Source organism: Deinococcus detaillensis, assembly GCF_007280555.1.
Lineage (GTDB): Bacteria > Deinococcota > Deinococci > Deinococcales > Deinococcaceae > Deinococcus > Deinococcus detaillensis.
In genome coordinates this window covers 140,684-159,346 of record NZ_VKDB01000005.1, presented here as the reverse complement: position 1 = coordinate 159,346, position 18,663 = coordinate 140,684, and the positions used below count along the sequence as shown (strand labels likewise).

The 18,663-nt window shown below is 62.6% G+C and carries 19 protein-coding genes and 1 pseudogene; 7 read left to right on the top strand and 13 right to left on the bottom strand.

Translation table 11 applies throughout. The annotated features are described in order from the left end of the window. Nucleotides 1–10 precede the first annotated feature (10 nt). The 3 genes and pseudogenes from FNU79_RS07430 to FNU79_RS07420 all read right to left on the bottom strand — a co-directional run bounded on the left by FNU79_RS07430 (nucleotide 11) and on the right by FNU79_RS07420 (nucleotide 1,715). Nucleotides 11–940 (bottom strand): prolipoprotein diacylglyceryl transferase, encoded by a 930-nt coding sequence (locus tag FNU79_RS07430; RefSeq protein ID WP_143720235.1) that lies wholly within the window; start codon nucleotides 938–940, stop codon nucleotides 11–13. Nucleotides 941–998: 58 nt separating this feature from the next. Beyond that, entirely contained in the window at nucleotides 999–1,247 is a 249-nt protein-coding gene (locus FNU79_RS07425) for a glutaredoxin family protein (RefSeq protein WP_318636134.1), read from the bottom strand. Beyond that, nucleotides 1,244–1,715 (bottom strand): annotated as a pseudogene (locus FNU79_RS07420) (DUF456 domain-containing protein). The gene FNU79_RS07425 and the pseudogene FNU79_RS07420 overlap by 4 nt, the downstream one beginning before the upstream one ends. Nucleotides 1,716–1,863: 148 nt before the next feature. Here FNU79_RS07420 and FNU79_RS07415 point away from each other — a divergent pair. The 3 genes from FNU79_RS07415 to FNU79_RS07405 all read left to right on the top strand — a co-directional run bounded on the left by FNU79_RS07415 (nucleotide 1,864) and on the right by FNU79_RS07405 (nucleotide 4,786). Next, entirely contained in the window at nucleotides 1,864–2,703 is an 840-nt protein-coding gene (locus tag FNU79_RS07415) for a hypothetical protein (protein WP_143720234.1), read from the top strand. Between the two features lie 166 nt (nucleotides 2,704–2,869). Beyond that, nucleotides 2,870–3,829, top strand: coding sequence for a methylmalonyl Co-A mutase-associated GTPase MeaB (gene meaB / locus FNU79_RS07410; protein ID WP_143720233.1), 960 nt, complete (start codon nucleotides 2,870–2,872; stop codon nucleotides 3,827–3,829). 48 nt (nucleotides 3,830–3,877) lie between these two features. Further along, complete coding sequence (locus FNU79_RS07405) at nucleotides 3,878–4,786, top strand: alkaline phosphatase family protein (protein WP_143720232.1); 909 nt, start codon at nucleotides 3,878–3,880, stop codon at nucleotides 4,784–4,786. 67 nt (nucleotides 4,787–4,853) lie between these two features. Here FNU79_RS07405 and FNU79_RS07400 read toward each other — a convergent pair whose 3' ends face one another. Then, nucleotides 4,854–5,648, bottom strand: a complete 795-nt coding sequence (locus FNU79_RS07400; RefSeq protein WP_143720231.1) for a BON domain-containing protein — start codon at nucleotides 5,646–5,648, stop codon at nucleotides 4,854–4,856. A 261-nt stretch (nucleotides 5,649–5,909) separates the two neighbouring features. On the opposite strand from FNU79_RS07400, the gene FNU79_RS07395 reads away from it, so the two are divergent. Beyond that, nucleotides 5,910–6,359 (top strand): hypothetical protein, encoded by a 450-nt coding sequence (locus FNU79_RS07395; protein WP_143720230.1) that lies wholly within the window; start codon nucleotides 5,910–5,912, stop codon nucleotides 6,357–6,359. Nucleotides 6,360–6,410: 51 nt separating this feature from the next. Here FNU79_RS07395 and purB read toward each other — a convergent pair whose 3' ends face one another. Next, entirely contained in the window at nucleotides 6,411–7,718 is a 1,308-nt protein-coding gene (gene purB, locus FNU79_RS07390; protein WP_143720229.1) for an adenylosuccinate lyase, read from the bottom strand. A gap of 19 nt (nucleotides 7,719–7,737) precedes the next feature. Continuing rightward, on the bottom strand, nucleotides 7,738–8,379 hold the full coding sequence (locus FNU79_RS07385; RefSeq protein WP_124869186.1) for a hypothetical protein: 642 nt from the start codon (nucleotides 8,377–8,379) through the stop codon (nucleotides 7,738–7,740). Between the two features lie 90 nt (nucleotides 8,380–8,469). Between FNU79_RS07385 and FNU79_RS07380 the strand changes: the two genes are divergently transcribed. Together FNU79_RS07380 and FNU79_RS19070 are read left to right on the top strand one after the other, a co-directional pair. Next, on the top strand, nucleotides 8,470–9,288 hold the full coding sequence (locus FNU79_RS07380; protein WP_225429937.1) for an inositol monophosphatase family protein: 819 nt from the start codon (nucleotides 8,470–8,472) through the stop codon (nucleotides 9,286–9,288). Nucleotides 9,289–9,301: 13 nt separating this feature from the next. Next, complete coding sequence (locus tag FNU79_RS19070) at nucleotides 9,302–9,478, top strand: hypothetical protein (protein ID WP_185974645.1); 177 nt, start codon at nucleotides 9,302–9,304, stop codon at nucleotides 9,476–9,478. Nucleotides 9,479–9,495: 17 nt separating this feature from the next. Here FNU79_RS19070 and FNU79_RS07375 read toward each other — a convergent pair whose 3' ends face one another. Next, complete coding sequence (locus tag FNU79_RS07375) at nucleotides 9,496–10,143, bottom strand: YIP1 family protein (RefSeq protein WP_143720228.1); 648 nt, start codon at nucleotides 10,141–10,143, stop codon at nucleotides 9,496–9,498. Nucleotides 10,144–10,214: 71 nt separating this feature from the next. Continuing rightward, a complete protein-coding gene (locus FNU79_RS07370) occupies nucleotides 10,215–11,204 on the bottom strand; it encodes a LysR family transcriptional regulator (protein WP_143720227.1) in 990 nt (329 codons plus the stop codon). A 144-nt stretch (nucleotides 11,205–11,348) separates the two neighbouring features. Here FNU79_RS07370 and FNU79_RS07365 point away from each other — a divergent pair, with 144 nt between their 5' ends. Then, nucleotides 11,349–12,554 carry a hypothetical protein gene (locus FNU79_RS07365; RefSeq protein WP_143720226.1) on the top strand — a complete coding sequence of 402 codons (1,206 nt, stop codon included), beginning with the start codon at nucleotides 11,349–11,351 and terminating at the stop codon, nucleotides 12,552–12,554. A 21-nt stretch (nucleotides 12,555–12,575) separates the two neighbouring features. Here the strand turns inward: FNU79_RS07365 and FNU79_RS07360 are convergent, their stop codons facing one another. The 5 genes from FNU79_RS07360 to FNU79_RS07340 all read right to left on the bottom strand — a co-directional run bounded on the left by FNU79_RS07360 (nucleotide 12,576) and on the right by FNU79_RS07340 (nucleotide 18,614). Then, nucleotides 12,576–13,445: a carbohydrate ABC transporter permease gene (locus FNU79_RS07360; RefSeq protein WP_143720225.1), complete on the bottom strand. Its 870-nt coding sequence runs from the start codon at nucleotides 13,443–13,445 to the stop codon at nucleotides 12,576–12,578. Further along, complete coding sequence (locus FNU79_RS07355; protein ID WP_143720224.1) at nucleotides 13,442–14,557, bottom strand: carbohydrate ABC transporter permease; 1,116 nt, start codon at nucleotides 14,555–14,557, stop codon at nucleotides 13,442–13,444. The genes FNU79_RS07360 and FNU79_RS07355 overlap by 4 nt, the downstream gene beginning before the upstream one ends. 128 nt (nucleotides 14,558–14,685) lie before the next feature. Continuing rightward, nucleotides 14,686–15,933, bottom strand: a complete 1,248-nt coding sequence (locus FNU79_RS07350) for an ABC transporter substrate-binding protein (RefSeq protein WP_143720223.1) — start codon at nucleotides 15,931–15,933, stop codon at nucleotides 14,686–14,688. Next, complete coding sequence (locus FNU79_RS07345; RefSeq protein ID WP_225429936.1) at nucleotides 15,930–17,351, bottom strand: ROK family protein; 1,422 nt, start codon at nucleotides 17,349–17,351, stop codon at nucleotides 15,930–15,932. Before FNU79_RS07345 ends, FNU79_RS07350 begins: the two co-directional genes overlap by 4 nt. 213 nt (nucleotides 17,352–17,564) lie before the next feature. Further along, a complete protein-coding gene (locus tag FNU79_RS07340; protein WP_185974644.1) occupies nucleotides 17,565–18,614 on the bottom strand; it encodes an aminopeptidase in 1,050 nt (349 codons plus the stop codon). Nucleotides 18,615–18,663 lie beyond the last annotated feature (49 nt).

Below are 18,663 nucleotides of genomic sequence, written 5' to 3'. Positions count from 1 at the left end.
CTTTGAGCGGCTAAGCCTTGACGCTCTGCTCGGGAACAGGGGCAGGTTGACCGAATGGGATTTCCGGCTGTCGGGCGACGCGCCACAGCATATAAATCGAGAACAAAATCAGCGGAATGCTCAGCACTTGGGTCAGCGTCAGCAGGCCAATGCCGGGGTTGTTCAGACCCTCATTAAGGTAGATGTTGGGCGAGAGCGGGTTGAGCCGGAAGGTTTCTTCCCAACCGGCCCGCAGGACGCTGTACCACAACCAGAATTGCCAGAAGGCCCAGCCGGGGTGACGCGAGCGCATCCAGAAAGCCGAGGCGATAATCAGCAGGATGCCGATGATGATGCCGTAGAGCTGAGTAAAATGCACTGGAGCGGTCATGACCTGCTGACCAGCGATGGTTTTGCAGTACTGCACCAGATTTTCTTCGGCATTGGGGTTGCACATGGCGTCGTGGAAACCGCGTGCCCAGTCTGGCCAGCGGTAGCCCACCGCCCAGTTGGTAACGCGCCCAACCGTGTCGGAGCCGTTCATGATGTTGCCCAGCCGCCCGCCCACGATGGCAAAGCCGATGCCCGGCACGAACATGTCGGCGTACTGGTAAAAGTTGACGCGGTGGCGGCGGGTCATGATGTAGAGCATGCCCACGCCCGCGATCAGCCCGCCGTGAATGCTGATGCCGCCCTGCCGAATGTTGATGATGTCGTAGAGCAGCGCTAGACCCGTTTTATCGCTGAACAAATTCCACGAAGTCGCCACGAACAGCAGCCTTGCGCCGATAAAGCCGACCACCAGCGGCCACAAGATCATGTCCGAGAAAAGCTGCTCGTTGAGGCCGCGCCGCCGCACCATCCGGGTGCCGATGACGGCTCCGATAAAGATGCCCAGCGTCATGAGGACGCCGTACCAAGCGATGGAAAAGCTGCCGATCTGAAGGAAGACTGGATGCATAAAGTAGGGTCAGTTTAAACCTAATGGGTGAGGAGTGGGCGCAGGTGGGCGGTGAAGCTCAGGGTGGGGTCAGCTTCAGCACCCGCCGCAGCCGCTCACGGCCCAGCACCCCTTTGGCGATCACCGCGCCGCCGAGGGTCAGCACCGGCACGTCCCAGCCGTAGAGGCGCTCCAGTTCGGCGTTGCCGCTGATATCGACGCGCTCAAAAATTACGCCGAGACTAGACAGGGCGGTTTCGGCGTCCTCGCAGAGGTGGCAGCCCGCGCGGGAATACAGCCGCAAGTCTGGCAGCGGCGGCAGACTCATAGGCTGGCCGTTTGCCACAGCCGCCACAGGACGTACAGACCCATCAACACGTGCAGAGTGAATTTGGCCGCCACCCCGCCCAGCACGCCCAGCAGCGTTCCCCAAGCTGCCCGCACCGCCGAGAGCAGCGGCTTTCTAACGATCAGCAGCTCAGCCAAGAGTGCGCCCAAAAGCGGCCCCACGATCAAGCCGAAGGGAATGCATGCCCACCACGCCGCCGATCAAAGCTCCCCAGATGGCCTGTTTGCTGCCGCCGTAGCGCCGAGCGCCCCAAGCCGATGCCACGTTGTCGATCAGGGAAATCAGCAGCGTCAGCACGCCGAGTGTGATGAAAAAGGCGAGATCACGCCAAAGCTCGAAGCCGCTGAGCCAAGCGGTGAGCAGCGCACCACCAAAAATGAGCAGCGTGGCCGGAACCGCCGGTATAAAGGTGCTGGCAAGGCAAAACAGCCAGATCAGCAAGAACACCAAAAAGGGCCAAGTCACCACAAAGTTACCGTCATCTCGGCTTCAGAGTACGCGGCGAGGCGCACAAAAGTTGCAAGTCGGCTCCCCAGAAATTCATTTTATGAGTAAAAATAAGACCTACACATCAGACAGTGGTAAAAAGGAGGCCATGCGTCCATTCCTTGCCCTCACCGTACTGGCCTCCGCTTTGGCTGCTTCAAGTGCTTCCAACGCTTCCGCCGCCGATATTCGCCTTGGCCTCAACACCAGCGCCGCCCTGGGCTGCCAAATCGTGGGGCTGCGGGCAGGCGTGCAGTCTGAGAAGATCAGCGTGTACGGCCAAGTCTCGTACTGCAACGCCCAGAACGCCACCGGCGCGTCGTTTGGCGGCGGCGTGAGCTACGACGTGGCTCAGTTCAGCAACTTCAAGCTGTACTTGCTGGGCGGTATCGACACTTTGCCTTCCGGTTCGCTGGCGGCCAACTTGGGCGTGGGTACCCGCTACAGCACGCCGCTGCTGCCGGTGGAAGGCTACATCGAAGCTGGAGCGCAGCTTATTCGCTCCACGCTCGGCACGTTGCCGGGGCCGCGCCTGTCGCTGGGCGTCAATTACCGCCTGAGCGTCGAGAACTTGCAGGGCACGCTGGTGCCTGATCCCAAGCAGGAATCCACCAGCGTGCAGTATGCCGGCGCTGCGCCAGTCGACTGCAAACTGACCCAGGAACAAGACGTCGCCTCGGCACGCGGCACGGCCAGCAGCGCCGCTTCAGCGGGCCTGAGCGACGCGGCGGGGGGATTCGGGGCGGCGTACGGCAACATCAACTACACCGTCAGTGTGGGCGGAGTCAGTATCAGCGGCAACAGCGCCAAAGTCAGCGGCAGCGTCAAAATCAGCGCCACCCAGCGCAGCAATGGCGAAAATGTCGGCGGCACCTTTGGCGGCACCATCAACTTGACCCGCGACGGCTGCGGGTGGCGGGCCACTGGCTACACGCAGAGCGGAAGCTGAGCGTAACAACGTTTGGCTTCAGGTAAACCGGGCAGGCCTGGGGGTGTAGCAAAGCGCCGTCATCTTGCCAAGAAGCCGCTCTGCCCAAGACGCGGAATCCTGAAGTGGCAGCCGAGTTGTCTTTAAACGCGCCTGAACCGCGCCCGCGCCTGCTAGCATCAGGGCTATGTCGGTTCACCCGCTCACGGCGGCTCTCCTGTCCGGTCAGCGCCGCGCACTGGCCCGCGCCATTACGCTGGCCGAGTCGTCGCGGCCTGATCACCTGAGGGAAGCCCAGCAACTCCTTGCCGAAGTCTTGCCGCACGCGGGGCGCAGCCTCCGGGTGGGACTGAGCGGTGTGCCGGGGGTGGGCAAATCCACCTTTATAGAAGCGCTGGGCTTGCAGTTGGCTGATGCGGGCCACCGGGTCGCGGTGTTGGCGGTCGATCCCAGCAGCCAGCGCACCGGCGGCAGCATCATGGGCGACAAAACCAGAATGCCCAACCTGACGGTGCATCCCGGCGCTTTTATTCGGCCCAGCCCGGCTCGCGGCGCACTCGGCGGGGTGGCGCGGCGCACCCGCGAGGCCATCACCCTGTGTGAGGCGGCGGGTTACGACGTTCTGCTGATCGAAACGGTGGGTGTCGGCCAAAGCGAAACGCAAGTCGCCAGCATGACCGACGTATTTGTGCTGCTGACCTTGCCCAACGCCGGAGACGAACTGCAGGGCATCAAGCGCGGCATCATGGAACTGGTGGACGTGTGCGTGGTCAACAAGGCCGACAGCAACCCGGCAGCGGCCCGGCAAGCCCAAGGTGAGCTGGCGGCGGCGCTTCATCTGCTGACTCCACGCACGGCGCTGCGGCAGCCTCAGGTGCTTCAAGCCTCGGCCCTGACGGGTGCGGGCATCGCTGAAGTCTGGGCGGCGGTCAAGGCTTTTACGGCGGACTCGGTGCGGGTACAAGCGCGGCGGCAAGCTCAACACAGCGGTTGGTTTGAAGAACTGCTCAAAGAAGCTGCGTGGCAAGCGTTTGAAGCGGGAGTGAGCGCCGAGCAGCTGCGGGCCATTCGCGCCGAAGTGCGGGCGGGAACGTTGACAGCGGTGCAGGGTTTGGCGGCGCTGCTGGGCGGCGCGTTCATGCCGTAAGCAGTGAGTAGTGTGCTCTTGGACGCGGTGAGAAGAAGTGGAGGCTTTATGTCAGGACTTAAAAAACATGCTCAGAACAAATTGGGCCGCTCACTCATGTTGCTCGGTTTACTGGGCTTCTCGCTCAGTTCGGCTCAAGCTCCACCGGCTGCTTCAAATTCGCCGCACATTTTTCTACTAATCCTTGAAAACCACAGCTACGGCCAAGTGATCGGCAATCCCAATTTGCCCACCCTCAACGCGCTGGCAAAGCGCGGTTCACTGGCCCGCAACTATACTGGCGTGACCCATCCCAGTTTGCCCAATTACGTGGCCCTCATCGCGGGCAGCACCATGAACATGGTGGGCGACGACCCGGCGCAGTCGTTTGCGGGTGCGACGCTGGCCTCGCAACTCGCAGATCAGCGCCTGACCTGGAAAGGCTATATGCAGGGCTTGCCGGCGGCCGGTTCCAACGTGAACTACGCTGGGCTCTACGGCAAAAAGCACAACCCGTTCATGCTCAGCAGTGACCTTGTCAAGCAGCCGAAACAGCTTGCCAACGTCGTGCCGTTTGAGCAACTTCAAACCGACTTGCAGCGCGGCCAGGTGCCCAATTTCTCCTTGTTGGTGCCGGATTTGTGCCATGACCTGCACGGCGACTTGCGCTGTTTGGGCCGCGCCAATGTGGAGCGCACAGGCGACGCTTTCGTCAAAATGTGGGCCGACCAGATCATGGCCTCTTCCGTTTGGAAGCCCGGTGCGGCGCTGATCATCACCTTCGACGAAGGCGAGGATCAGCAGGGCGGCGGGGGACGGGTGGCGACTATCCTCTTGACGCCGGGCGGGCAGGGCGGCAGGGTCAGTGATCAGCCGTACAACCATTACTCGCTGCTACGCAGCATGGAAGACCACCTCGGTGTGCCGCCGCTGCGGGAAGCCGCCTGCGCCGCGCCGATGAGCGATCTCTGGCCGTGAAAGCTTGTATGGCCGCAAAAAAGCGCCGCCCCCACAACTCGGGAAGCGGCGCTGAACTCAGGCGGGGTTAAGCGCTGGGAATCTTGAGGACTTGCCCGGCCTGAATAGCGTCGGGGTTGGAGATGTTGTTGAGGTGGGCAATGTCTTTGTAGCGCATGGCGTCACCGAAATACTTCTCGGCAATGGCACTGAGGGTGTCGCCTGACTTGACGGTGTAGGTGGCGTCGCCGCTCAGTTCGTCGCGGTCTTTGTGCATTTCTTTGGCCTGCGCCACCACTTTCAGGCCGCTGATGTCCACGCCCGACACCCCTTCGACGCCGCGTGCGATTTGCTCGGCGAGGCGCTGCTCATGATCGTTGTCCACTGCGCCACGCAAGATGACGCTCTTGCCGCTTTGCAGGACGTCAATCGGGTCGTCGGCCAATTCGCCGTTGCTGCGAATAGCGTGGTAAACCGCTTTGGCGATTTTGCTGTTGTCCACGGCGGCGGCGATAGCGGCGTCCACACTGCTGTTCGCGGAGCTGCTCTGGGCAGGATCACTCTGCATCACGCTGCCGCCCTGCGAGCCGGATTCGGTCACGTCGTCGCTGCTGCCGACATCGGCGGTGGGCGTCGGGGCACTCACCTGCACTTCGCTGGTGTTTTGCTGAGCCACCAAGCCGCTGATGTCCACACTCTTGACGCCGTTGATGCCTTCGGCCACCACGTTGACGAGTTGGCCGTAGCGATCATTGGGCACCATGCCAGTTACGCTGACATTGCCGCCGCTTTCGCTGACTTGAAGGCCCAAATCCTTAAGTTGAGGCTGGGCGTTGAGGGCTTCTTTCACACGGTCGGCAGTCGATTTTCCAAATGGCCACATGCTGCTAGCGTACACTTTTCGTCACTAGAAATGTAAGAAAATTACTTTTTATAAAGGATTGTTCCAGATTCTCCTCATCTGTCGCAAGCGGATCTGTCCCAGTTTTAGCTGTACAGCAGTCTGAGAAGTGCAGTGGCGGCAAAAGCTCGGCTGATTCCCCGATGAGAAAGGCTAAGCCCCTGGCTGCGTCGATTGGCTGCGGCGGGGCCAACGCAAGTGAGCTTGTTATTCTGCAAGGAGCGTAATATAATCGCCTAAGTTATGACCTACGCACTGCAAGACGCTGCCCGGCACCACATCGCCAGCCGCTTTCGGGCCGCCACCGACCGCGACATCAGCGGCTTGGCTGCCGATGAGTGCTTGCGGCGAGGTTTAGTTGCTCCAGACGGCACTCCGGCGGCGCGCCTGTGCCTGGGAAGCCACAGCGCCGTGAGCGATCTGCTGTTTCGGCGGCTGCGTTTCGGCTGGGAAGAAGTGGTCTACGTCTATGACGGCACGCGCGGCGAGCAAGCCAAATACCTCAAAGCCAAGCTGGATCTGACGGTGGCGCTGGCAGACAGCGGCGACGAGCTGACGCCTGAGGTCGAGCAGCGCTTGGCACAGGCGGTCGCGGCGCTGGAGCAGCTCTGGCAAAGCTGGGCCGGGTATCAGGCCACCACCACCGACGATCTGGCGCGGGCGCTGGACGAAGCTGGGACTTACGGCTTCTGACGGGTGTGGTAGAGCGCAGGAAGCGGCAGGTTAGTCTTGTTGCCCTCTGTCTTACAGCCCGAAGCGCCCGTAAATCGCGTCCACCTCGCGCAAATACCACTCCAATTTGAAGGCTTCATCCAAATCGGCGTCGTTCAGCGGGTTTTCGGGATCGGCTTTGAGCAGATCGCGCAGGCCCTCGCCGCTTTCCCAGCTTTGCAGGGCGTTACGCTGGACGATTGAATAGGCGGCTTCACGGCCCAGCCCCTTTTCGTCAATCAGCAGATGCAGCACCCGCTGGCTGAACACCAGACCGCCCAAATCGTTGAGGTTTTTCAGCATCCGCTCCGGAAAGACCGCGAGGTCGCGCAGCACCCCGGTCAGGCGGCGGGTGGCGTAGCTCGCCAGGCCGGTGGCGTCCGGCAAAATGACCCGCTCGGCGCTGGAATGGCTGATGTCGCGCTCGTGCCACAGCGCCACATTCTCTAGGGCCGTCACCAGATAGCCGCGCAGGAGCCTCGCCATGCCGGTGACATTCTCGGTCAAAATCGGGTTTTTCTTGTGTGGCATCGAGGAACTGCCTTTTTGCCCTTTGCCGAACGGCTCCATCGCCTCGCGCACTTCGCTGCGCTGAAGGTGGCGGATTTCCACCGAAATCTTTTCCAAGGTGGTGCCCAAAATGGCGATGGCCGACAGCACTTCGGCGTGGCGGTCACGTGCCAGCGTTTGGTTGGTGACGGGCGCGGGTTGCCACTGCCAGGCGGCGGCCACCGCTTCTTCGATTTTGGGGCTGACGTGAGCGTAGGTGCCCACCGAGCCGGAAAGCATCACCACCCGGACGCGCTGCTGGGCCGCCGTGAGGCGCTCGCGGTCGCGGTCGAGCGCCGTCATCCAGTTGAGGAACTTGAGGCCAAACGTCATCGGCTCGGCGTGAATGCCGTGGGTGCGGCCAATCGTGGGCGTGTGCTTGTACGTCACGGCCTGGGCGCGGCAGACTTCCCGAAGAGCGGCAACGTCGGCCAAAATGATGTCCAGCGCTTCGTCGAGCAGCAGGTTCTGGGCGGTGTCGACCACGTCGGTGCTGGTCAGCCCGTGATGCACGAAGCGGGCCGGATCGCCATAGCGCTCGGTCAGAGCGGTGGTAAAAGCCACGATGTCGTGCCGCGTCACGCTTTCGATCTCGGCCACCCGCACCGCGAAAGCTTCGTCGAGGGGGTCGGCCCCGGTCAGCGGAGCGAGGGCGCGGTAAGCGTCGGCAGGCACTTCACCGAGCTGGGCCTGGGCCTCTAGGGCGCTGAGTTCGACTTTGAGCCAAGCACGGTAGCGGTTGGCTTCACTCCACAGGACTTTCATTTCGGGCGTCAGGTAACGGTCAATCATGTCGCCTTAGCCTACACGCTCAGGTGCTCGCCTCATTCACGCCCACCCACAGCACCTTGACGCCCGGCACGTCCAGCGCGTCGGCAGGGAGGTAGCCGTTCCAAGCTGGATTGAAAGGAATCACGTCGGGCTGGTTCAGGGCTTGCTGCAATTCGTTTTGGTAGGTCGTGCAGTAGCTGGTGTTGGGTGCGCCGCTGAAGCTGTAAGGCTGACCCTTGAGCTGCTCAGCGGCCCGCTCCAAGGCGAAATACTGCGCCGACGTGACGCCCACGTCCAGCACGATCACGGCGTAGCGGGGCAGCAGCGTGTCGGTGGGCCGAATCCCCGCCGTTTGGGTCAGGCCCGGTTGATCGGCCATCTGGCCTTGCCCCAGCTTGCGGGCCAGATGCGAACACGGCCCCCAGAAATTGGTGGCAACGGTGGTGCGCCAGCAGGGCAGCAGCAAACTGCCTTCGGGAGCGCGGGCCAGCGCCTCAGCAACGCTCACCAGTTTGTCGGCGGGCACCAAGCCAGTCTCCAGAAGAGTGGCCGGTTTGATCTCGCTCCCAATGGGGCCAGCTTTAAAATTCAGGGTGCGCGGCTCGATGGCGGGCAAAGCCAAGCAGCCGGAGAGCACAACGCTCAGCAGCGGCCAAAGCAGCAAAGAACGGGCACGGATCATGCGCTTATTCTGAGGCCGGGCAGCACAGAAAACGTGATGAAATCCCTTAGCCTTCAGGGTCTAGTGTGAGGCAAGCCTTTAGACTGAGGCGTGACTCCGCTTGACTTTGCTTTGCCTGATTCTGCTCTGCCTGATCCAGCATTCACCGCCTACCTCGACGTGGCCACTGAAGCGGCCCGCGCTGCCGGAGCCATTCAACTCGCCCGCGCCGAACTCGCCCACGACGAGAAAAGCAAAACGACCTTCAGTGACCTCGTGACCGAAGTGGACGCCCTGTGCGAAGCTGAGATTCGGCGCGTGATCTCGGCGGCTTACCCGGCCCACGCTGTGCTGGGTGAGGAAGAAGGGCAGGCCGGTGAGGGCGACTTTTTGTGGGTGGTCGATCCCTTGGACGGCACCGTCAACTACGCACGCGGCTACCCGGTCTACTGCGCCTCGGTGGCCCTTGAGGTGCGCGGCGTGCGGGTGGTGGGCGCAGTCTACGATCCGACGCGGCGTGAGCTGTTCACCGCCACTTTGGGCGGCGGAGCGTTTCTCAACGGCGCACGGATTCGGCCCTCGCGCACGCCGAGTCTGCTCAGTCCGGCGCTGATTTCCACCGGCTTTCCGTACAACGTGGCGAGCGACCGCAGCAACCTGACCTACCTTGAAAAGTTGCTGGCGCTCGGCGTGCCGGTTCGCAGGCCCGGCGCGGCGGCGCTGGATTTATGCAACGTGGCTTCGGGCCGCATGGACGGCTACTGGGAAATGGGCCTCAAGCGCTGGGACGCGGCGGCAGGCAGCCTCATCGTGGAAGAAGCGGGCGGCGTCATCAGCGACCTCGGCGGCCAGCCGACCCCTTACGGACATGGCATCGTGGCGGCCAGTGCGCTGCTCCACCCCGAACTCTTAGCGGCGCTCAGCGGCTGATGACGGGTGAGGCGTGAACAGCCGCGTTGCCGGATTGATGGTGGCCATGCTGGTGCTGCTCAATATCGGTGGCGCGATTGGAGTGATTTTGAGCTTGGGACGCGGCGACCTCAGCGGTTTGGGCACGCTGGCGACGGTGCTGGGGCTGGACATACTGGGCTTTTGGCTGCTGCGGCAAATGCGGGAATAAGTGGGAGAACTCCCGGCCTAAATTCCCCCCGGCAAAGCGCTTACCTTGAGGCCCAGCGCCACCAAGATCAGCGCGGCCAAAAAGCCCAGGGCCACCAACGCAGCCAGCAGCATCACCGCTCCAATCAGCACGCTCAGCGCCGCTCTGGGCACACTCAGGCGCTGGGCGGCGGCGAGGCTCTGCACCAAGAGCAGCAGCGTCCAAACGCTGAGCAGCAAGCTGAAAAAGCCAAACAACACGCCCCCCAGTGTGGGCACGGCTCCCGCCTCGGCGCTGCCGCCCAGCGGAGCCAGAATGTAAGAGAGCAGCACGGGTAAGCAGCTCCAACCCGCCGCCAGCCTCGAGGCCCGCAGGTTGCCGCTGCCGCCCAGCCATTTGCTGGCCGCCCGCAGCATCGCGGGCCAGCCCAGCGCCTGCAAACTGCCCAGCAGCACTCCGCTGACCACCGCGACCGTAAAGACATTGGTGCCGGAAGGCAGCATCGGCACCAGCATTTCGCGCACCTGCGGCGCGAGCGACGAGAGCAGCCCCGCGCCGAAGAGGAGCGGCAGCGCCCAAGTGTCGCCTTGACCGTGCTGAAGCATGTTGTTTAAGGTTGCGGCGGGCGCGGTCCACATCAGCCGCCAAGGACTGACCGGGCCGGAAGCGAAATTGGGCAAAGACATTGGCGTATTTTGGCACAGGCGTGCAGAAAGGCCGGGCGGCTTGATCGAGGGTTTTAACTCGGCGGCTCGGCTCAGCCGGAGAGCGGGGCGCTGTCATCCTCTGCAAACCACAGCTTTGCGGCTACTGGCCCCGCTGCCGCCCTCAGCGCTTTTGGTGAAAGCACCACTTGTTCAAATGCCCGAATCAGTGGATGCTGGCTTGTTTGGGCGCTGGTCACGCGGCCAATGCTGCGCCACAGCGGGGTGGGCAGAGGGTACGCCTGCAAGTTGGCCGCAAGCGGCGAGACCACCAAACGGGTCAGTACGGTAAAGCCGTGTTCTTCGGCCACCATGCCCAGCGCCACTTGAGCGTCTTTGAGGCGCACGGCGGGCATGGGCGGGCGCGAATGGCGGGCGATGTGATCAGCGATGTGCGGCGCACAGTCTTCCTCGCAGACGATGTACGGTGCGCGGTGAAAATCTTCCCAACTCATCAGGCGCGGGGCGTGAGCGGCGGCGACGATCAGGTATTCGTCGGCGAACAGCGGTTGGCAGCGCAGCTCAGGGCGCATCGGCAGCCGTCCCAAGCCCAAGTCCGCTTGGCCCGCGAGAACCAGCTGTTCAATTTCATGATGCTCGCCGCTGGTGTCTTGAATGACCACTTGAATATGGGGATAAAGACGCCGAAAGCCGCTCAGCGAAGGCGTGAGAAGCTGGCGAATGACGCTGCGGCACGACGCGACACGCAGCAGTCCGGACAGCGTTTCAGGCTGAGGATGTTGATTCGGCAGCATGGCCCTCAGTGCAGCGGCGGCGAGGCGGGCCTGCTCCAGCACCGCCGAGCCTGCGGGCGTCAGGCGTGCGCCGTATCTGCCCCGCTCAAAAAGTTGCATGCCCAATTCTTTTTCCACTGCCTTCACCGCGTAGCTCACGCTCGACTGCGCCACCCCCAGCCTCAGCGCCGCCTCGCTGAAACTGCCGCTGTTTGCCACCGCGATCAGGGCCGAGAGGTGCTGGCTGCTCAGCGCGGGTAAACGCTGGCCTGACGCGCCGGTCAGTGGCTCACTGAGCTGAAGATTCACTTGGGCAGTCTAGCGCCGTCCATAGACAGAGCCGATGGATTCGGCGCGTTGTATCAAAGCGCTGCTTTGTTTTCTGGGGAGCTGAGTCTCAGAGTAGAGTTCACCGTCACTCCTCCCCAATTTCCCAGTTCAAAGGAAGGCCACATGTCTATGTCCCGCTCATTCTTTCGCTGGCAAACCCTGAATCTGGGCGCCTTACTGCTCACCTCGCAGGCCGGAGCAGGGGGAGCGGGTGCGCCTAACTCTGCTCAACCTTCCAGCATCGCCGCCCCGCCCAGCCTCACCCAACCGGTGCGCGAACTGCAACTCGCCGCCGCGCCGGACGGCTCACTGATCTTGAGTCTGCTCAGCGATTCCGGCGAATTTTTCAGCGGGCGGGGCTGGTTTACCGGGCGCGAGCTGACAGCCTGGCGCTACGGCGGCGCGTGGCAGCAACTCGGCGGCGTGCTGAATTACGACGTGCCGCGCCCGGCCTCAACCCTCAACATGGCGCTGGACGAGCGCGGGCAGCCGCTGTTGGTCTGGAATGAAAATTACGGCGACAACGACGTGGTGGTGATGCGGGCTTACGAGAACGGCGCGTGGACGAACTGGCATTCGCGCTATCTGGGCGACGATTTGCCGTATGCCGCCCGGACGCGGGCCGTCGCCATGCGGGCGGGTGAGCCGGTGCTGGCCTGGGGCGAGTATCTCCGCAAGCCCTACGGCAGCCGCCTGACGGTGCGGAAGTGGGACGGCCAAACCTCGTGGGTACGTAGCGAAGCCTTTAATGACATCAAGGCCTTTTCGCGCACGCCCGCGCTGGCGACCGACTCGGCGGGTCGGGCGGTGGTGGCGTGGTTGCAGGGCGAAGTGCTGACCAGCAATGTCTATGTTTCGCGCCAAACGGGCAGCACTTGGGAAAAATTGGGCGGCAGCCTCAACCGCCACCCTCAGCGTTATCTGGCCTCCACCCGCTTGGTGTTAGACGACAAGGAGCAGCCCATCGTGGCGTGGCTCGAAGACTTGGGCGGTCAGGACACGCTCTACGCCTCGCGCTGGAACGGGCAGGCTTGGCAGGCCTTGGGCGGGCCGGTCAATCAGCACTTTGCGGCCGTGCCGAGCCTCGCTGTGACAGCCGAAGGTCAACCCGTGTTGGCCTGGGTGGAGGAAAAAGGCAGCACCGGTCAAATCAAGCTGGCGCGGTGGACGGGCGCGGGCTGGCAGGCCTACGGTATCCAGAATCTCGATCCTAAAAAAGACGCCCGCTCGCCTGCCGTGACCGTGCTGCCGGGTGGCAAGCTGGCGTTGGCGTGGCGGGAGGACGTAGGCGGGATCTATACGGTGCAGTTGCGGGAATTTGGGCGCTGAGGGTGGGGGAGATGGGGGTGTTTAGCCCTTGACGCTCCCCGCCAGCAGCCCACGCACGAAATAACGACCCAGCACGATGTAAACGAGCAGAGTGGGAATCGCCGCCAGAATCGCGCCCGCCATCGGCAAATTCCACGAGACGGCCTGCCCGCCCGCGAGCTGCGAGAGGGCGTATGTCACCGGCTGGCTGCCAGAAGAAGTCAGGGTGGCGGCAAACAGAAACTCGTTCCAGACCTGCGTGAACTGCCAGATGATCACCACCACGAAGCCGGGAACGCTGATCGGGAAGATGACTTTGCTGTAAATGCTCCAGAAGCCCGCGCCGTCGATGGTGGCGGCTTCCACCAAGGCGTCTGGCACGTCGGCATAGAAGTTGCGGAAAATCAAAGTAGTGATCGGGATGCCGTAAACGACGTGCGCCAGAATCAGGCCCCAGATGCTGCCGTACAGGCCCAGCGACTTGATGAACTGAAACAGCGGAATCAGCACCGACTGATAGGGAATGAACATCCCGAACAGCATGAAAGCGAATAAGGTATTGGCTCCCCGGAAGCGCCACTTGCTCAGCGCGTAGCCGTTGAGGCTGCCCAGCATGGCGCTGATGGCGGTGGCGGTCATAGCCAGAAAGAGGCTGTTGCCCATGTTGCCGCCGACTTTAGCCCAAGCGTCCGAGAAGCTGGCCCAGTTGAGGAACTTCGGCAGTTGCCAGGTAGTCGCCAGATTGATGGCGTCGGGCGTTTTGAAAGCGGTGACGACCAGCAGATAAATCGGCAGCAAAAAGAACAGCGTGGCGATGGTCAAACCCAAATACATCAGGCCGCGTGCGACTGAAAAACGTGGGGACTTGTGGGTGCTGGGAGCGCTGACCGGACTCAGGGGGGTGGTGGTCATGCGTGGCCTTCCTGAGTTTTGAATTGGCTGAACAGGTACGGAATAATAATGACGGCGACCAGTAGGAGTAGCACTGTGCCGATGGCTGCGCCGACGGCCAGTGCGTTTTGCCTGAACGAGGTGATGTACATCAGCAGCGCCGGAACGTCGGTGGGGCCGTTGTCGGGGCCGGTCATGGCAAACACCAGATCAAAAATCTTGAGGCTGATGTGGCCCAGAATAATCATGGCCGACAAGGTAATCGGGGCCAGCAGCGGAAAGATCACGTGGCGGTAGGTGTTCCACTCGTTCGCGCCGTCCACGCGGGAGGCTTCGCGCAGCTCCTCGGGAATGCCGCGCAGCCCCGCCAGATACAGCGCCATGGTGTAACCGCTCATTTGCCAGATGGCGGCGATGATGATGCCGATAAAGGCGATGTTGAAACCGTGCAGCTCCGGCGCGGGCAGCAGCTTGACGTTTGGCCCGATGACCAGCGCCCACAGCAGCAGCAGCGCGGCGCAGCCCAGCGCCACCCACGTCCGTGTGCGCTGCCCGTCCCTGAAGGCCAGCCAAGCCACCCACAGCAGCACCAGGCCCACAATCGTCGCGGTGATCAGCGGAAGCTTGTTCCAATCAAAGCTCCACACCGAATCGCGGCTGGTCAGCCAACCGTTGCTGGCCGGATTCAGGTGAAAGAGCTGGTTGAGGCCGCCCTGGGGTTGCAGCATCCAGCGCCAGATGGTGCCGGTGACGATAAACGACAGGCTCATTGGAAACAGAAAAATGGTGCGCCAGATGCCCTCGGCTTTGGGATTGCGGTCAAGAAGGAGCGCCATGCTGAGGCCCAGCCCCAAACAGCCCGCGATAAAAAACACCGTGAAAAACAGGGTGCTGACCAGATCCTGCCGGAAGCGGGCGTTGAGGTTACTGGTAAACAAATCATGGTAATTTTGCAGCCCGATAAAGCGGATGATTGGCGTCAAGCTAAATGCCTGTGCCGGATCGTTGCCCCAATCGGTCAAGCTGGTGTAGGCGGTGCGGAAGATAAAGCCGTAGACGAAGACCGCCAGCAAAATCACCGACGGTGTCAGCACCGCGATAGCCCACAGTCGGTCAGTGGAAAGGCGTTTCAAATTGGTCTCCTTTTAAAAACCAAAAGACGGCGCAAGGGCTTGCCGTCTCTGGGAGGGGTGCGAAGTTGTATTCAAGATATGCGGCCCAATTCAGCCGGTTTTGTCAACCGACTGAATCAGAAGCCGTATTACATGCCGATGCGCGACTTGTCGGCCAAATCCTGTGAAGCTTGGGCGGCAGCCTTGGCGTCGTGGTTGCTCAAGAAAGCGTCGTTGACGCTGCCAAAGCCGCTGGTAAAGCTCTCGGGCGCGGCGGCTCCGTGAACCATGCTGCCCACGATGGTGTTGTTCTTCCAGTCTTTGGCGGCCGATTGCGAGTACGCGCCGTACTTGCTCAAATCCGAGTCGGTGCGGGCGGCGATACTGCCCTTAAGCGGGTTGAAGGCGTCTTGGCCCTGCTTGCTGCCCAGCACCTTGAGCCAGTTGAGGACTTCGGCGCGGTTTTTGACGCCCTTGGGGAGGCCGAACGAATCGGCCAGCATGATAAAGGTGCCGCTGGTGCCGGGGCTGGGCGACCACGCAAAGTCGCTGCCGGGCTTGAGCTTCTTGGTGGTGGTCATGTAGCCCGCTGCCCAGTCGCCCATGATGTTGAAAGCCGACTGGCCCGACAGCAGCCTGTCGGTGGCCTGCTGCCAGCTCAGGCCGCTGGCGTCTTTGTTGGCGCAGTCGAGGACTTTGCCGTACATGGTGAAGGTGTCGACCACTTTGGGGTCGGTGAACTTGAGCTTGCCGCTCCACAAATCGTTCCAGCCTTTGGGCCCCAGCATGGCAGTGGCAACGGATTCCCAGATCATCTGCTCGGTCCAGTTTTCGCCCATCACCATCGGCGCGGCTACGCCTTTGGCTTTGAGGGTGGTGCAAGCGCTCAGCACTTCCGGCCAGGTTTTGGGCGCACTCACGCCCCACTTTTTGAGGTTGGCGGGGACATACCACATCACGTTGGAGCGGTGAACGTCCACCGGCACGCTGTAAATGCCGCCTTTGTACGAAATCAGGTCAATCACGGCTTTGGGGAATTTGCTGCTCCAGCCTTCGGACTTGTACAAGCTGGAGAGGTCTTCCATCCGGTTGGCGACGACCCAGGTGCCGGTGAGCTCTTGGCCGGCGTGGGCCTGGAAGCTGTCGGGTGGATCGCCGCCGAGCATCCGGGTTTTGAGAACTGCTTTGGCGTTGGTGCCCGCGCCGCCCGTCACTGCCGCATTGTCCACTTTGACACTGGGGTATTTGGCTTCGTAGAGCTTGATCAGGGCGGCGAGCGCTGGGCCTTCGTCACCGGCCCACCACGAGAAGATCTCGATTTTGCCAGCGGCGAGGGCCTGGGCGGTCAGGCCGAGAGCGGCGGTGATCACGAGGGCGTTCTTGATGCTTTTTTTCATAACACTCCTTTGGGAGAAGCGCTGAGCGCTTCAGAAAAATGCGGGGTCAGACGAGCCAGTTGTGTCATCTCAGGTGGTGCCCGGCTGGCCTGACCCGAATGAACAGCGTCTTGCCGTGAAACCTGAGTCAGATGCCGCAGGCCGCGCGGGGTCAGCAACTCACCCAGCAGCATGGCCCCCACACCCAGCACGCTCACATCGGCCCCCAGCTCCGAGTAATCGATACAGACACCGGTATGGTTGATTTGCATGGTGCGCGGCGCGGCGCTTTCACGCACGGCGCTCAGGAGGCCGTCGCCCGCTTGGGTCAGCCGCCCGCCCAGCACCACCGCGCCGGGATTGAACAGGTTGAGGGCCGTCGAGATGGCCACCCCCAGGTGATGGCCGACCTCGCGCCACAGGCCCCTGACCAGAACGTCGTCCGGGGAGGCGAACAGATCGCTCAGGGTAAAGCGCTCGGGGAGCCGGGTGGCTTCTCCAGCGGCGCGGCGCTCGGCGGCCAGCGGCAGCAGAACCTGGGCCGCCACGTAGCTTTCCAGCGAACCGGGGCCGCCGCTGCGTCCCACCGGCCCCTGCTCGTTGATGGCGATATGCCCGATCTCACCCGCACCGCCGCGTGATCCCCGGTAGAGCTGCCCGCCGCAGATGATGCCCGCGCCGATGCCGGTGGCGAGTTTCACGTATATCAGGTCCGGCTGGCCCTGGTGGGCACCGAAGCGGTGCTCGGCCAGCACCCCCAGGTTGGCGTCATTCTCGACCAGCGTGGGCAGCCCCAGCAGCGCACTGAGTTCACTGGCCACGGCGACTTTGTGCCAGCCGGGAATGTGCTGGGCCATGACCTTCCCCGTACCGAAATCGACCGGCCCCGGTACGCTGACCCCCACCAGCGCCACCTGCGCTTTGCTGATACCCGCTTCTCTGAGCACGGCCCTGCTCAGCTCAGTGATGTGGGCATAGGTGTTCTGCGGCCCGGCGCTCACGTCATGCGGAATCTGGCGGCTGGCTTGGGGCTGACAGCGCAGGTCGAGCAGGTCCACCCGCAGGTGGCTGGCCCCCAGATCGACGGCCAACAGATAAGCCGCCTGAGCATTCAGCGAGAGCAGCGTAGCCCGCCGCCCCGTCTGCGAAGCGGCCTGATCTGCCCGCACACCACCTTCCAGCACCAGCTGGGCCGCCAGCAACTCGTTGACCAGCGACGACACCGCGCTGCGTGACAGGTGCAGTTCACGCGCCAGATCGACCCGCGCCAGATCGCCCGCCCACAACCGCGAAAGCAGTTGCAGCAGATGACGGCTGCGGATGGCCGCCTGATCAAAGGCGACGTGGTCGGTGGGCTGCGGCATGGTCGGCGACACTCCTGAGAACAGCTCCCGAATAATCAGGAGAGATGAGGAAAATGGGGGTTGTTTAACTTTCATGAAGGTACGCCTTCCGGTTTTGTTTGTCAACTGGACGAACTAACTCCCTCGGCGGGGCCTTTCTCGGATCGCATGCCTCAGATTGCCGGGTTGGGGGCCAGAGCTTGGACGGCCTGCCCAGCTGCAAAAGTGCGCTTTGAGGTCAGCTCAGTCGGTAAGACGCTGGACCTCAATCCTGTTTACCTTTGTCAACGCTCTGCACTCGCCTAGAACTCAAACAAACAGGCCGTTTTCCTGAAACACTTCGCCGTCCAGCAGAATTTGGCCTCTGTTGCCACGAAGATCGCAGATCATGTCCCAGTGGATGGCGCTTTGGTTGAGGCCGCCGGTTTCGGGATAGCTGCGCCCAGCCGCCAGATGCACCGTGCCGCCGATTTTTTCGTCGTACAAGATGTTGCGGCTGGGCGTCTGGATACCGCCGTTGCTGCCGATACCGATCTCGCCGAGAAAACGTGCGCCGGGATCGGTAGACAGCGCGGCTTGCAGCACGTCGTCGCCGATTTCGGCGTGGGCCTCCACGATCTGGCCGGCCTTTAAGCGCAGCGTAATGCCTTCTACCGGCTGTCCGGCGTACTCGCTGGGCAAGCCGAAATAAATCTGGCCCTCGGCGCTGTCTTCAATCGGCGACACGAACACCTCGCCCGAGGGCATGTTGCGCTTGCCGTCCGAGTTGGCCCAAGTCCGGCCCCTGACGCTGAGGGTCAAGTCGGTTTGAGGAGCCACAATCCGGATCACATCGGCGCGGCTGAGGCGCTCGATCAATTGGACCTGCCGGACGCGCACCTTGCCCCACTCGGCCACCGGATCGGGGGTGTTCAGAAACATCGCCCGCGACACGAAATCTTCGTATTCGGGCAGGCTCATGCCCGCCGCCGCCGCGCCCTGAGGAGTGGGGTACTGGGTCAGCGTCCACTTTTTGCTGCTTCTGGCGGCGTTCAGCGGCTGCGTGGCCTTGACGCGTCGGGCCTGGCGCGTGGGATCGGCGGGAGCGCCCAATCTGGGCAAACTCTGGGTCAGCAGCCGGATACTGCCGTCGATGGCCTGAACGTCAGCCAGCTCAGCGGGGTGAAGGCTCTCCAAGATGAGGTCGGAGGCCAGCTGCGCGAAATCTTCGGCTTGCCCCGGATACTCCAGCCGCAAAACCGGCAAAGCTCCCCGCCGCAGCAGGGCGCGGGCGGCTTCCTCAAAAAGCGGCAAGGTCTGTACGCCGCCGCTCAGCAGAATGCGCTCGCCGGCCTGAGCGCCGATGCAGTAGCCGGCCATCAGTTCGGCGTGGGCGGCGGGATCGTACTTGACGAGGTCGGGTTTAATA